Below are 14,225 nucleotides of genomic sequence, written 5' to 3'. Positions count from 1 at the left end.
CATGCACATCCTCGTGGTGCACAACCGTTACGGCTCGGCGCAGCCGAGCGGCGAGAACAAGGTCGTCGACCAGGAGGTGGAGCTGCTGCGCGAGGGCGGCCACCGGGTCGAGATGTTCGAGCGGCGCAGCGACGACATCGGCGCCATGTCCCTCCTGGCCAAGGTCGCGGTGCCCCTGCGGGTGCCGTGGAACCCGGCGGTCCGCACCGAACTCGCCACCCGGCTCCGCACCGAGCGGCCCGACATCGTCCACGTCCACAACGTCTTCCCGCTCCTGTCGCCCGCGGTGCTCGCCGCCTGCGCCGACGCCGGCGTGCCCGCCGTGGCGACGCTGCACAACTACACCCAGGTCTGCCCGCCCGGCACCTTGCAGCGGGACGGCAAGCCGTGCACCGAGTGCGTCGGGTCGACGCCACTGCCCGCCGTCCGCCACGGCTGCTACCGGGGCTCCCGCCTGGCAACCGTGCCGCTCGCGGTCAGCCTGTCGGCCAACCGGCGCCGGTGGTGGTCCGGCGTGGAGCGCTTCCTCTGCATCTCCGCGGCGCAGCGTGACGTCCTGGTACGAGCCGGGATGCCGGCCGAGCGGCTGGCGGTGAAGCACAACTTCGTGCCCGACCCGGACGCGCGCCGCACGGACACCGGCGAGCATCTGCTCTATCTCGGCCGGCTCGCGGAGGCCAAGGGCGTACGGCTGCTCATGGCCGCGTGGGACGAGATCGCGGCGAGCGGCGGTGTGGGGGTACCGCTCGTGATCGCCGGCACGGGACCACTGGAGGCAGAGGTCATCGCCTGGGCGGCGGCCCGGGACGACGTGCGGTACGTCGGCCTGTACGACACGGCGGAGTGCCAGAAGGCCATCGCGCGGTCGGTCGCCGTGGTGGCTCCCTCGACGTGGCTGGAGGCGTTCGGCCTGGTGGTCGTGGAGGCGATGGCGGCCGGGGTCCCGGTCGTCGCGGCCGGGCACGGCGCCTTCGTCGAACTCGTCGAGGACGGGGTGACCGGGCTGCTGCACGAGCCGGGCGAGTCCGCCTCGCTCTCGTCCTGCATACGCCGGATCGCGGGCGAGCCGGCCGGCAACCGGGAGATGGGCGAGGCGGCCCGGCGCCGTTACGAACAGGGTTTCAGCCCGACGGTCGGCCTTGACCGTCTGGTTGATGAGTACCGCACCGCGATCGCGGTTCGGTCGGCGCAGACTCGCGGCGGGGACACCCGCGCGAGCAGGGGGGATGGGAACACTAGATGACACGATGCCGACTGTGCGGCTCGGAAGCGATGGCGAGCGTCGTCGACCTCGGGGCGACGCCACCATGTGAGAGCTTTCTGGCCGCGGACCAACTCGACCAGCCGGAGCCCGCGTACCCGCTGCACCTGCAGGTGTGCACCGACTGCTGGCTCGCGCAGATCCCGCCGCTGATCACGCCGGAGGAGACGTTCAAGGAGTACGCGTACTTCTCCTCGTTCTCGACGTCCTGGGTGGAGCACGCGCGCACGTTCGTCGCCGACGCCGTGGAGCGGGTGGGACTCGAGACCGAAGGCTCCGACGGCTCCGACGCCTTCGTGGTCGAGGTCGCGAGCAACGACGGGTACCTGCTGCGGCACGTGGTGGACCGGGGGATCCGCTGCCTCGGCATCGAGCCCTCGGTGAACGTCGGCGCCGCGGCGCGCGACGCGGGCGTGCCCACGCTCACGGAGTTCCTCAGCCCGGACACCGGCTCGGCCGTCCGCGCCGAGCACGGCCCGGCGAACCTGGTCGTGGCCAACAACGTGTACGCGCACATCCCCGACGTGGTCGGCTTCACCCAGGGGCTGCGCGCCCTGGTCGCCGACGACGGCTGGGTCTCCATCGAGGTGCAGCACCTGCTGACCCTGATCGAGGAGAACCAGTACGACACGATCTACCACGAGCACTTCCAGTACTACACGGTCGCGTCCGCGATCCAGGCCCTGGCGAGCGGCGGACTGACGCTCGTGGACGTCGAGTTGCTGCCCACGCACGGCGGCTCCATCCGGCTGTGGGCCCGCCCGGCCGAGGTGGCCGGCGAGCCGACGCAGCGGGTGGCCGACGTGCTGGCCCGCGAGAAGGCCGCCGGGCTTCAGGAGCCGTCGGGCTACACCGAGTTCTCCGCCCGGGTGGCCAAGGTGCGCAGGGACCTCCTCAAGTTCCTCATCGAGGCGGCCGAGCGCGGCGAGACGGTCGTCGGCTACGGCGCCCCGGGCAAGGGGAACACCCTGCTCAACCACTGCGGTATCCGGCCCGACCTGCTCGCGTACACGGTCGACCGCAACCCCTACAAGCACGGCAGGTTCACGCCGGGCACCCGCATCCCGATCCTGCCGCCCGAGCAGATAGCCGCCGACAAACCGGACTACGTCCTCGTCCTCCCGTGGAACCTGCGGGCCGAACTGGTCGAGCAGCTGTCCTTCGTGCACGACTGGGGCGGCCGGCTGGTCTTTCCCATCCCCGAACTGAGCGTTGTCGAGGTCGCGTCCCGAAAGGTCACAGCATGAAGGTCGTTCTGTTCTGCGGCGGTTACGGGATGCGGATGCGCAGCGGTGCCGCGGACGACGTGCCCAAGCCGATGGCGATGGTCGGCCCCAGGCCGCTGATCTGGCACGTCATGCGCTACTACGCGCACTTCGGGCACAAGGAGTTCATCCTGTGCCTGGGGTACGGGGCCCACCACATCAAGGACTTCTTCCTCAACTACGAGGAGACGACGTCCAACGACTTCGTGCTGAGAGGCGGGCGGACCGAGCTGCTGTCCACCGACATCTCGGACTGGACGATCACGTTCGCGCAGACCGGCATCGAGTCACCGATCGGAGAGCGGCTGCGCCGGGTGCGGCACCACCTGGACGGCGACGAGATGTTCCTCGCCAACTACGCGGACGTCCTCACCGACGCCCCGCTGCCCGAGATGATCGAGAAGTTCTCCCGGCGCGACGCCGGCGCCTCGATGATGGTCGTGCCGCCCCAGTCGTCCTTCCACTGCGTGGAGTTGGGCGAGGACAACCTGGTCGGCGGCATCACCGCGGTGAGCGAACTGCCGCTGTGGGAGAACGGCGGCTACTTCGTGCTCCGCCAGGAGGTCTTCGACCACATCCCGGAGGGCGGGGACCTGGTCGCCGACGGATGCGCCCAACTGGCCAAGCGCGGCCGGCTGGTGGCGCACCAGCACCGCGGCTTCTGGAAGCCGACCGACACCGTGAAGGAGCGCGCAGCGCTCGACGCCGCCTACACCCTGGGCGACCGCCCGTGGGCCGTGTGGGAACGGGATGACGCCGGGGTGAGCGCGTGATCCGGCTCAGCGCCGGGCGCCCGGACCGGATCGTCGCGGTGGGTGCGCACTGCGACGACATCGCCATCGGCGCCGGCGGCACACTGCTGACGCTGTGCCACGCGCGCCCGGGTGTCCGCGTCGACGCCCTGGTGCTCTCCGGCGGCGGCAGCGAACGCGAGCAGGAGGAGCGGGCCGCGCTCGCCGCCTTCTGCCCGGGCGCCGACCTGCGGCTGACCGTGCTCAAACTGCCGGACGGCCGTATGCCCGTGCACTGGGACGAGGCCAAGGCCGCGGTCGAGGAACTGCGCGCGCAGAGCGACCCGGATCTGATCCTGGCGCCGCGCACCGACGACGCCCACCAGGACCACCGCGGCCTGGCGCAGCTGATACCCACCGCCTTCCGCGACCACCTCGTGCTCGGCTACGAGATCGTCAAGTGGGACGGCGACCTCGGCCGCATGGCCGCGTACCAGGCGCTGTCGACGGAGATCGCCGAACAGAAGGTACGGCTGCTGCAGGAGCACTACGCCTCGCAGCGGCACCGGCCCTGGTACGACCGGGAGGCCTTCCTCGGCCTCGCACGGATCCGCGGCATCGAATGCCACGAGCGATACGCCGAGGCGTTCGCCGTCACCAAACTCACGCTCGACCTGGGGGCTTGAACCATGCGCGTACTTCTGACCGGACACCAGGGATACCTGGGAACCGTCATGGCCCCGGTCCTCGCCGCCGCAGGGCACGAGGTCGTCGGCCTCGACTCCGGCCTGTTCGCCGACTCCGTCCTCGGCGACACACCCGCGGACCCGCCCGGGCACCGGGTGGACCTGCGCGACGTCACGGCCGAACACGTGGCCGGGGTCGACGCCGTGATCCACCTGGCGGCGCTCTCCAACGACCCGCTGGGGTCACTGGCGCCGGAACTCACCTACGACATCAACCACCACGCGTCCGTCCACCTTGCCCGGCTGGCCCGCGACGCCGGAGTGCGGCGCTTCCTGTACGCGTCGACCTGCTCGGTGTACGGCGCCGCCGGCGGCGACGACCTGGTGGGCGAGGACGCCCCGCTGCGCCCGGTGACGCCGTACGCGGAGTCCAAGGTGCGAGTGGAGGACGACCTGCACGCGCTGGCCGACGACGACTTCACCCCCGTGTTCATGCGCAACGCCACGGCCTTCGGCTACTCGCCCCGGCTGCGCGCCGACATCGTGCTGAACAACCTGGTGGGCCACGCGCTCCTGTCCGGCGAGGTCCTGGTGCTCTCCGACGGCACCCCCTGGCGCCCGCTGGTGCACGCCGCCGACATCGCACGGGCCTTCACGGCCGCGCTGACCGCGCCTCGGGACGCGGTGCACGACCGGGCGTTCAACATCGGCAGCGAGACCAACAACGTCACGGTCGCCGAGATCGCCGAGCAGGTCGCCGAGGCGGTGCCCGGCTCCAAGGTGAACATCACCGGGGAGAACGGCGCCGACCCGCGGTCCTACCGGGTGGACTTCTCCCGGTTCCGCGCCGCGATCCCCGGCTTCGACATCGAGTGGTCGGTCAAGCGCGGCGCGCTCGAACTCGCCGACGCCTACCGGAAGTTCGGGCTGACCAAGGAGAACTTCGAGCAGCGCTTCACCCGCCTGGCCGTGCTGCGCGCGGCGTCCGAGGCCGGCACCGTCGACAACACCCTGCGGTGGCGCGGATGACCGCGGGCGGCGAACAGCCGACGACCTCGGCCGGCGACGAGATGTACGCGCTGGTGGAGCGGCTGTACCCGCTGTGCCGCAGCATCACCGGCGACGGGGTGCGGGCCACCCTGGACATCGTCGGCGAGCACATTCCGCTGCAGGTTTACGAGGTGCCGACCGGTACGCAGGTGCTCGACTGGACGGTGCCCCAGGAGTGGAACATCCGGGACGCGTACATCGCCGACCGCGCCGGCAACCGGGTCGTCGACTTCGCCGCGTCCAGCCTGCACGTGCTCGGCTACAGCGTTCCGGTGTCGGCGACCATGCCGCTGTCGGAGCTGCGCCCGCACCTGCACACCCTGCCGGACCAGCCGTCCTGGGTGCCGTACCGCACCAGCTACTACAAGCCGGAGTGGGGGTTCTGCCTGGCCCAGGACACCCTGGACGCGATGCCGGACGGCGAGTACGAGGTGCGCATCGACTCCACGCTCGCCGACGGCCACCTCACCTACGCCGAGCACGTGGTCCCCGGGCAGGTCGCCGACGAGGTGATCGTCTCCTGCCACGTCTGCCACCCGGCGCTGGCCAACGACAACATGGCCGGCGTCGCGGTGGCGGTGTCCCTCGCCAAGGCGCTGGCCGAGGAAACGCCGTACTACACCTACCGTTTCATCTTCGCGCCCGGCACTATCGGGGCGATCACCTGGTTGGCGCAGAACAGGGAGCGGGTGGAACGGGTCAAGCACGGCGTCGTGCTGGCCTGCGCGGGCGACCGCGGTCAACTGACGTACAAGCAGAGCCGGCGTGGCGACGCGGAGATCGACCGGGTGATACAGCACGTGCTGGCTGATTCCGAACGCCCGCACCGTGTTGCCGAGTTCACCCCGTACGGCTACGACGAGCGGCAGTACTGCTCGCCCGGGTTCAACCTCGGCGTCGGTTCGCTCACCCGGACCCCGTACGCGGGCTACCCCGAGTACCACACGTCCGCGGACAACCTGGACTTCGTCTCCCCTCAGGCGATGGCGGACACCCTCGCCGTCTGCCGTGAGGCGTTCGCCGTCCTCGACCGCAACCGGCGGTACCTCAACCTCAGCCCCTACGGCGAACCACAGCTGGGCCGACGGGGGTTGTACGACGCGCTCGGCGGCCGCAGCGACACCAAGCAGGCCCAGATGGCCATGCTCTGGGTGCTCAACCTGTCCGACGGCGAGCACAGCCTGCTGGACGTCGCCCAGCGGTCCGGGCTGCCCTTCGACACCGTCGCCGACGCGGCCGACGCCCTGCACGGCGCCGGGCTGATCAAGGCCTGACGCCGATGACCACCGAGAAGGAGCAGACGACGGCGGCGGCCGGATCCGCCAAGCGGGCCCTTGTCGGCCGGCTGTCCTGGGGACTGGCCGACCAGGCGGCCTCCAGCATCTCCAACTTCGCGGTGGGCATCTACGTGGCCCGCTCACTGGGGGTGACCGCGTTCGGCGTGTTCAGCCTCGCCTGGGTGACCTACGGCGTGGTGCTCAACGTCTCCCGCGGCCTGGCCACCGATCCGCTAGTGGTGCGCTTCAGCGGCGTGGCGGAGGCCTCCTGGCGCGGGGCGGTGGCCCGGTCGACGGGTACGGCACTCGGCGTCGGTACCGCCATCGGCGCGGTGTCCCTGGTGACCGGACTGGCTCTCGGCGGCCGGCTGGGGGCCGCCTTCGCCTGCCTGGGCGTCATGCTGCCGGGGCTGCTGCTGCAGGACGCCTGGCGGTTCTCGTTCTTCGCCGCGGGCAACGGGCGGAAGGCCTTCGTCAACGACGTGGTGTGGTGCGTGGCACTCGTCCCGGCCCTGGTGGCGGCGGCCCACGTGGACACCGTGGGCGCCTTCGTGCTGGCCTGGGGCGCGTCCGCCGTGGTGGCCGCCGCGTACGGCTGCGTCCAGTCCGGCATCCGGCCCCGGATGACCGAGGCGCGCGGGTGGCTTCGCGAGCAGCGCGATCTCGGCTACCGGTACCTGGTCGAGAACGTCAGCCTCAGCGGCGCGAGCCAACTGCGGGCCTACGGGCTCGGCGCGATCGTCGGGGTCGGCGCGGTGGGCGCGGTGCGGGGTGCCGAGCTTCTGATGGGCCCCTTCCTCGCCGTCCTGATGGGACTGTCGCTGGTCACCGTCCCGGAGGCGGCCCGGGTGCTGCGGCAGTCCCCGCACCGCCTCGGCAAGTTCTGCCTTCTGCTGGGCGGTGGACAGGCCGCCGCCGCGCTGCTGTGGGGCGGCTCGTTGCTGCTGCTGCCGAACCGGCTCGGCGACCTCCTGCTCGGCAGCGTCTGGCACTCCTCCTCGCACCTCATCGTGCCGATCACCTTCAGCGTCGCGGGCGCGGGCCTCGGCACCGGCGCGGCGGCCGGACTGCGCGCGCTCGGTGCCGCCCGCCGCAGCCTGCGCTCCCAGCTGTTCGCCTCCGTCTGCTACGTCAGCGGCGGTCTCGGCGGGGCCGCACTCGCCGGCACGGTCGGCTCGGCCTGGGGCGTCGCCGCCGCGACCGTCAGCGGCTCGGCCGTGTGGTGGCTGCACCTGCGGTCCGCCCTGCGCGAGCACCGCCACAACCCCATTCCCGAAGTGAGGACCTCATGACCGCCCAACCCAGGCTGACCATCGGCCTGCCCGTGTACAACGGCGAGGAGTACCTGGCGGAATCGCTCGACGCGCTGCTCGGCCAGACCTACGAGGACTTCGAGCTGGTCATCTCCGACAACGCCTCGACCGACGGAACCGAGGACATCTGCCGCAAGTACGCCGCGCAGGACGCACGCATCCGGTACGTCCGGCTGCTCCGGAACATCGGCGCCACGCCGAACCACAACCGTGTGCTCGACGAAGCACGCGGCGAGTTGTTCAAGTGGGCCTCGCACGACGACCTCTACGGCCGTGACCTGCTGCGGCGCTGCATCGAGGCGCTGGACGAGCGGCCGGACGTGATCCTCGCGCACACCGACCAGGCGGTCATCGACGGCGACGGCCAGGTGAAGGTCCCCTACGAGTACACGCTCGCCACCGACTCGCCGCACGCACCGGACCGCTTCCGCAGTCTGCTGTTCGAGCCCGGTGGCGACGACTTCTACGGGGTGATGCGGACCGACGTGCTGCGCCGGGTGAAACCGATGGACAGCTACCACCACGCGGACCGCACCTACGTCGCGGAGATCACCCTGCACGGGCGCTTCCACCAGGTGCCGGAACTCCTGTACTTCCGCCGCGACCACCCCAACCGGGCCGAGCGGGCGAACCCGTCCAAGCGCTCCCGGTGCGTCAACCTGGACCCGCGCCGGGCCGGCCTGCTGCACCCGACGCCCCGGCTGCTCGCCGAGTACGTCTGGGGCTTCGCCTCGGCGATCCGGCGGGCCCCGCTGTCCCCGGCCGACCGGCGCGAGTGCTACCGCCACCTGGCTGCATGGATGACCAGCCGGGTCCGGCCGGGTGCCGGCGAGCGGGTCGAGGACCGCGCCCCGGTCGACCCGGCCAAGCTGACCGTCTCCGTCGACGCCCTCGTCGCGGGCCGGGAGGGGAGGCAGGCATGACGTCAGCGGACGAAACCCCGGCACGCGTCGGGGTGTTCGGCCTGCTCGGCTCCGGCAACCTCGGCAACGACGGATCACTCGAGGCCGTCCTCGGATACCTGCGCGCCGAGCACCCGGACGCGAGCGTGGACGCACTGTGCGGCGGACCCGGGGCGGTGACGGCCACGTTCGGGATCCCCGCGACACGGCTGCACTGGTACCGCGGGGAGTACCGGACCGCGTCACGCGCGGCGGCGATCGCGGGCAAGGGCGTGGGCAAACTCGTCGACGCCTTCCGCACCGCCGCCTGGGTCCGCCGGCACGACGTGGTGATCGTGCCGGGCATGGGCGTCCTGGAGGCCACCCTGCCGCTGCGGCCGTGGGGCTTCCCCTACTCGCTGCTCCTGCTCTGCGCGAGCGGCCGGCTGCTCGGCACCCGGGTCGCGCTGGTCAGCGTCGGCGCCGCCGAGATCCGCAACCGGCCGACCCGTGCCCTGGTGCGCTGGTCGGCTCGGCTCGCCGCGTACCGCTCGTACCGGGACACCCAGTCCCGCGACGCGATGCGGGCGATGGGCGTGAACACCGCGGGCGACGAGGTCTACCCGGACCTCGCGTTCTCGCTGCCCGCGCCGCGGGCGAGCGAGCCCACCGGGACACCGGGCCCGGTCTGCCTGGGCGTCATGGACTTCCACGGAGGCAACGACGACCGCGCCCGGGCCGAGGAGATATACCGGCGCTACCTCGACGGGACGATCACGTTCGTCCGCGCGCTCGTCGCGGAGGGCAGACCGGTCCGGCTCCTCACCGGTGACCGGTGCGATCTGTCGGTGGTCGCCGCGATCCTCGACGCCGTCGACTCACCGCTGGTCACCGCGGCCGAACCGGCCTCACTCGCCGACCTGATGAACGAGATGGCGGCCGCCGACACCGTCGTGGCCGTCCGCTACCACAACCTGATCTGCGCGCTGAAGACCGGAACGCCCGTGCTCGCCCTCTGCTATGCGGCGAAGAGCGATGCCGTCATGGACCGGATGGGCCTCGGCGCGTACTGCCACCCGGCACGCGAAGTCGACGCCGACCGGCTGCTCGAACAGTTCCGGGACCTGGAGAAGCACGCGGTGGAGCTACGGCAGACCCTCGCCGAGCGCAACCAGGTCGTCCAACAGCAACTCGCCCAGCAGTTCACCGCCTTGACCACGAACCTCTTCCCGGCGCACTCCCACGCCCACACCCCGCGGAAGGCTCCATGAAAGCGACCGAAGTCCCGGAGATCGCCGGCGCGTACCTCTTCCAGCCCACTCCGTACGCCGACGAACGCGGCTTCTTCTGCCGCACCTTCGACGTCGACGTGGTCCGCTCGGTGGGCCTCGACCCGCACGCCTTCGTCCAGGACAGCGTCTCCCGCTCGGTCCGGGGCGTGCTGCGCGGCATGCACCTGCGCTCCGGCGCCGGCGAGGCCAAGCTGGTGCGGTGCTCGTACGGGCGGATCTTCGACGTCGTCGTGGACCTGCGGCCGGGCTCGCCGACGTACCGGAACCGGGCCTTCTTCGAGCTGTCCGGCGAGACACAGACGACCCTGTACATCCCGGCGGGGTGCGCGCACGGCTTCCAGGCTCTTACCGAAATCGCAGACACCTCTTACCGTATCGATCGTCAGCACGATCCGTCCGAGGACGTGACGATCGCCTTCGACGACCCGGAGCTCGCCATTCCCTGGCCGCTGCCGGTCACGTCGATGTCCCAGCGGGACCGGGAGGCGCCGAGCCTCGCCAAGGTCCTGCAGCAAACAGAGAGTTGAGGTCTGCGTGACCACCGAAGACACCGAACAGCTCCGTCTGCCCCGGTCACGGCAGGCAAACGAACGGCTGCACGCCCTGATCCCCGGGGGCGCGCACACCTACGCCAAGGGCGACGACCAGTACCCCGAGGACCTGGCCCCCGTCATCAGCCACGGCCGCGGTGCCCACGTATGGGACGTCGACGGCAACCGGTACATCGAGTACGGGTCCGGCCTGCGGTCGGTCAGCCTCGGGCACGCCCACCCTCGCGTGACCGAGGCGGTGCGGCGGGAGATCGACCGCGGCAGCAACTTCGTCCGGCCGTCCATCGTGGAGGTCGAAGCCGCGGAACGCTTCCTGGCCACGGTGCCGACCGCCGAGATGGTGAAGTTCGCGAAGAACGGCTCCGACGCCACCACCGCGGCGGTACGCCTCGCCCGCGCCGCCACCGGGCGCCCGCGGGTGGCCCTCTGCGCCGACCACCCGTTCTTCTCCACCGACGACTGGTTCATCGGCACCACACCGATGTCCGCCGGCATTCCGGCGGCGACCAACGAGCTCACCGTGGCGTTCCCCTACGGGGACCTGGCCGCCACGGAGGAACTGCTCACCCGGTACCAGGACGAGATCGCCTGTCTGATCCTCGAACCCGCCACCCACACCGAGCCGCCGCCCGGCTACCTCGCCGGCCTGCGCGAACTGGCCGACCGGCACGGCTGCGTACTGATCTTCGACGAGATGATCACCGGCTTCCGCTGGTCCGAGGCGGGCGCCCAGGGCCTGTACGGCGTAGTCCCCGACCTCTCCACGTTCGGCAAGGCGCTGGGCAACGGATTCGCCGTCTCCGCACTGGCCGGGCGCCGCGACCTGATGGAGCGGGGCGGGCTGCGCCACTCCGGGGACCGGGTGTTCCTGCTGTCCACCACGCACGGTGCGGAGACGCACTCGCTGGCCGCCGCGATGGCCGTGCAGACCACCTACGCCGAAGAGGGAGTCACCGCGCGGCTGCACACCCTCGGCGAGCGGTTGGCCGCCGGTGTCCGCGACGCGGCCGCCGGCATGGGCGTCGGTGAGCACATCGTCGTCCGGGGCCGGGCCAGCAACCTGGTCTTCGCCACCCTCGACGAGAACGGGCAGCCGTCGCAGGAGTACCGCACCCTGTTCCTGCGCCGGCTCCTCGCGGGCGGGGTGCTGGCCCCGTCGTTCGTGGTGAGCAGCGCGCTCAGCGACGCCGACATCGATCACACCGTCGACGTCGTGGCCCAGGCGTGCGCGGTGTACCGGAAGGCACTGGACGCCGCCGACCCCACCCCCTGGGTGGGCGGACGACCCGTGAAGCCTGTATTCCGGCGCTCGGCGTGACGTGACGTCAGCGAGGCTCCCGCTGACCGGCGCCGGCCGTCCGATCGCCCGACCGGGCGGTCATCCGGTCAGCCGTCTGGTCGACCAGCCACGCGGTCGCCGGAATCACCGCCAGCGCGGTGCACCAGCCACCGAGCGCGTCGGTCGGATAGTGCGCGCCCAGGGCGACCTCCGCCCATCCCATCGCGGCGCCGGCCAGGAGCGCCGCGCAGAGCACGAGTGATGTGCCGGCCGTCCTGCCGAGGCCGAGCCGGTCGGCCGCGAGCAGCGCCACGACGAGGGCGAGTGCGGTGAAGAAGGCGGTGTGCCCGCTCGGATAGGACAGGTTGTCGGCGCCGTGGATGGTGCGCCCCACCAGATGCTTGAGCAGCGTCGCCGTCCCCACGGCCACGGCGGCGCCGACGACGACGAGCACCGCCGCGCGGGGACGCCGAAGCAGCAGGCAGCCCGCCACGACGACCATGACCAGCAGCACCGATCCGGCGGGCTCTCCCAAGAAGTCCAGAGCCGTGGCGACGTGCCGCCACGGAGGCCGCACACTGTCCGCCGTCGGCGGGATGATCCATCTGTCCACCCTGCCGGGCCGGCTGTGGCCGGCGTACAGGACCCCGAGCACGACGACCACCAGCGCGGCGAGGGCCGCGACCAGCCCGAGCCGCGCGCGCAGCGACGGGGGCAGCACCGCGGGCGTCGGCCGGCCGGTCACGCGCTCACCGTGTCCGGGGGCCGGAACGCATCCCAGAACCGATCCACCTTGCCCTTGATCTCGCCCGTGATCACGGGCGACACGCTATCGGACGGCACAGTCAACCGTGGCCGGCCGGTTGCATCGGCGGCACCGCCACCGCGGAGGCCGTCGACGGGTGGCTCAGAACGTTGCCGCACGTCTTCGTGGCAACGGGCGTCATACGCGCTCGACGAGGTGGCCGTCCTCCTCGTCGTACAGCGCACCCGACTCCGGGCACTGCCAGCCGCCCGGCTCGCCGTCCCGCCCGACCAACCGGACGCCGGCCCGGCCGACCCAGCCGATCCGGCGCGCGGGAACGCCGGCCACCAGCGCGAAGTCCGGTACGTCCCTGGTCACCACGGCGCCCGCCGCGACCAAGGCCCAGCGGCCGACGCGGACCGGTGCCACACACACCGAACGGGCCCCCAGGGACGCCCCCTCGGCCACCTCCACCGCCACGGTCTCCCAGTCGCCGCCGCGCTTCAGCCTGCCCTCCGGGTCCACCGACCGGGGGAAGCGGTCGTTGGTGAGGACCGCGGCCGGTCCGACGAACACCCCGTCGCCGAGCATGGCGGGCTCGTAGACCAGCGCGTAGTTCTGGAGCTTCACGTTGTCGCCGATGCGCACCCCGGGGCCGACGTAGGCGCCCCGGCCCACGATGCACCCGCTCCCCAGCCGGGCGTTCTCGCGGATTTGGGCCAGATCCCAGACGGTCGTCCCCTCGCCGATCACCGCCGTCCCGTCGACCTGGGCGGTCGGCTGCACCTTGACGTTCACCGGGCTCAACCCTTCGTCTCGTCGAACATGTCCGGTCGTCGAGCATGCCGACGGTGTCCCCCGCCCGGACGGGCTCACAGCAGGCCGGGATCGACGTGGATCTTCGGGCCAGGACCGGCGCCGGGCGGGCGCTCGCCCGCGAGTACGGCGCCGATCTCGTCCAGCGCGACGGTGGCGGCCACGAGTGGCCTCGGGTCGACGACCTTCTCGGCGTACGCCCTGATGGTGGCGTCGAGCCCGGGGGAGGCCGACAGGACGCCGACCGCCGTCACGTCCTTCAGGACGAGCGCGCGGGTGTCGATCCTGCTGGGCCCGCCTGCCAGCCCGATGTACACGAGCCGACCGCCCGGCTCGACCAACTCCTGGGCCAGGGCGGGAAGATGGGCCGCGTTGGTGGCGTCCACGACGGCGTCGAACGGCAGGCCCGGCAGCGAGTCCTCGCGCCAGGCGTGCGGGAAGCCCAGTGAACGCGCGAAGGCGAGGGAGTCCTCGGTGGCGCCCATCAGGTGCACCTCCGCACCGGCGGCCCGGACGAACAGCGCGACCAGCAGACCGATGGTGCCCGGCCCCAGCACCAGGACCCGGTCGCCGGGCCCCGCACCGGTGGCCCGTGCGGCCCGCAGGGCGTTTCCGCCCGGCTCGACGAGGGCGCCGAGCACCGGGTCCACGGAGTCGGGCAGAACGTGCAACGAACTCGCGGGGACGGCGAGTTGTTCGGCCAAGGCGCCCGCTCGGCCGCCCCGGATGCCCACCTCCTCGCGCTCCTCGCACACATGCTGCCGCCCGCGCCGGCAGCGGCGGCAGGTCCCGCAGCCGAGCATGGTGTCGCCCATGACCCGGCGCCCGACCCAGCCGGGATCGACCCCGGCGCCGACCGCCCGCACCTGCCCGGCCCACTCGTGGCCCAGTCGCATCGGATAGGCGGCGTGTCCTTGGTGGAGATAGGCCATGGCCCCTGTGAAGAACTCCAGATCGGTGCCGCACACGCCGACCCGCTCGACGTCGACGACGACCTCACCGGGAGTGGCGACGGGTGCGGGCACCTCCTGGACCGCGAACTCGCCCGGGGCCGTGAGGACGAAGGCGCGCATCTTCC

General features: G+C 71.9%; 14 protein-coding genes. 11 read left to right on the top strand and 3 right to left on the bottom strand.

The annotated features are described in order from the left end of the window. Window position 1 precedes the first annotated feature (1 nt). The 11 genes from ABZT02_RS17805 to ABZT02_RS17755 are packed head-to-tail and all read left to right on the top strand — an operon-like array spanning window position 2 to window position 11,625. Complete coding sequence (locus ABZT02_RS17805) at window positions 2-1,243, top strand: glycosyltransferase (RefSeq protein WP_356018814.1); 1,242 nt, start codon at window positions 2-4, stop codon at window positions 1,241-1,243. After that, window positions 1,240-2,508, top strand: a complete 1,269-nt coding sequence (locus ABZT02_RS17800) for a class I SAM-dependent methyltransferase (protein WP_356018813.1) — start codon at window positions 1,240-1,242, stop codon at window positions 2,506-2,508. The genes ABZT02_RS17805 and ABZT02_RS17800 overlap by 4 nt, the downstream gene beginning before the upstream one ends. Further along, the gene (locus ABZT02_RS17795; protein ID WP_356018811.1) at window positions 2,505-3,299 is read left to right on the top strand and encodes a glucose-1-phosphate cytidylyltransferase; all 795 of its coding nucleotides are present in this window, start codon (window positions 2,505-2,507) and stop codon (window positions 3,297-3,299) included. Before ABZT02_RS17800 ends, ABZT02_RS17795 begins: the two co-directional genes overlap by 4 nt. Then, a complete protein-coding gene (locus ABZT02_RS17790; protein WP_356018810.1) occupies window positions 3,296-3,943 on the top strand; it encodes a PIG-L deacetylase family protein in 648 nt (215 codons plus the stop codon). The genes ABZT02_RS17795 and ABZT02_RS17790 overlap by 4 nt, the downstream gene beginning before the upstream one ends. Window positions 3,944-3,946: 3 nt before the next feature. Beyond that, a complete protein-coding gene (locus ABZT02_RS17785) occupies window positions 3,947-4,972 on the top strand; it encodes an SDR family oxidoreductase (RefSeq protein ID WP_356018809.1) in 1,026 nt (341 codons plus the stop codon). Further along, on the top strand, window positions 4,969-6,267 hold the full coding sequence (locus tag ABZT02_RS17780; RefSeq protein ID WP_356018807.1) for a DUF4910 domain-containing protein: 1,299 nt from the start codon (window positions 4,969-4,971) through the stop codon (window positions 6,265-6,267). The genes ABZT02_RS17785 and ABZT02_RS17780 overlap by 4 nt, the downstream gene beginning before the upstream one ends. A gap of 5 nt (window positions 6,268-6,272) precedes the next feature. After that, a complete protein-coding gene (locus tag ABZT02_RS17775) occupies window positions 6,273-7,562 on the top strand; it encodes a hypothetical protein (RefSeq protein ID WP_356018806.1) in 1,290 nt (429 codons plus the stop codon). Next, entirely contained in the window at window positions 7,559-8,506 is a 948-nt protein-coding gene (locus tag ABZT02_RS17770; protein WP_356018805.1) for a glycosyltransferase family A protein, read from the top strand. The genes ABZT02_RS17775 and ABZT02_RS17770 overlap by 4 nt, the downstream gene beginning before the upstream one ends. Continuing rightward, window positions 8,503-9,735: a polysaccharide pyruvyl transferase family protein gene (locus tag ABZT02_RS17765; RefSeq protein WP_356018804.1), complete on the top strand. Its 1,233-nt coding sequence runs from the start codon at window positions 8,503-8,505 to the stop codon at window positions 9,733-9,735. Before ABZT02_RS17770 ends, ABZT02_RS17765 begins: the two co-directional genes overlap by 4 nt. Then, the gene (locus ABZT02_RS17760) at window positions 9,732-10,283 is read left to right on the top strand and encodes a dTDP-4-dehydrorhamnose 3,5-epimerase family protein (protein WP_356018803.1); all 552 of its coding nucleotides are present in this window, start codon (window positions 9,732-9,734) and stop codon (window positions 10,281-10,283) included. The genes ABZT02_RS17765 and ABZT02_RS17760 overlap by 4 nt, the downstream gene beginning before the upstream one ends. Before the next feature lie 7 nt (window positions 10,284-10,290). Next, window positions 10,291-11,625, top strand: a complete 1,335-nt coding sequence (locus ABZT02_RS17755; protein ID WP_356018802.1) for a glutamate-1-semialdehyde 2,1-aminomutase — start codon at window positions 10,291-10,293, stop codon at window positions 11,623-11,625. Window positions 11,626-11,632: 7 nt separating this feature from the next. Here the strand turns inward: ABZT02_RS17755 and ABZT02_RS17750 are convergent, their stop codons facing one another. The 3 genes from ABZT02_RS17750 to ABZT02_RS17740 all read right to left on the bottom strand — a co-directional run bounded on the left by ABZT02_RS17750 (window position 11,633) and on the right by ABZT02_RS17740 (window position 14,220). After that, window positions 11,633-12,331 carry a phosphatase PAP2 family protein gene (locus ABZT02_RS17750; protein WP_356018800.1) on the bottom strand — a complete coding sequence of 233 codons (699 nt, stop codon included), beginning with the start codon at window positions 12,329-12,331 and terminating at the stop codon, window positions 11,633-11,635. 198 nt (window positions 12,332-12,529) lie between these two features. Then, window positions 12,530-13,129, bottom strand: a complete 600-nt coding sequence (locus ABZT02_RS17745) for an acyltransferase (RefSeq protein ID WP_356018799.1) — start codon at window positions 13,127-13,129, stop codon at window positions 12,530-12,532. 74 nt (window positions 13,130-13,203) lie between these two features. Beyond that, a complete protein-coding gene (locus tag ABZT02_RS17740; RefSeq protein WP_356019007.1) occupies window positions 13,204-14,220 on the bottom strand; it encodes an alcohol dehydrogenase catalytic domain-containing protein in 1,017 nt (338 codons plus the stop codon). Between the last annotated feature and the right edge of the window lie 5 nt (window positions 14,221-14,225).

The organism is Streptomyces sp. NPDC005402 (assembly GCF_040606575.1).
Lineage (GTDB): Bacteria > Actinomycetota > Actinomycetes > Streptomycetales > Streptomycetaceae > Streptomyces.
Note: the sequence above shows the minus strand (reverse complement) of the source record. Positions and strands in the feature narration are given on the sequence as shown.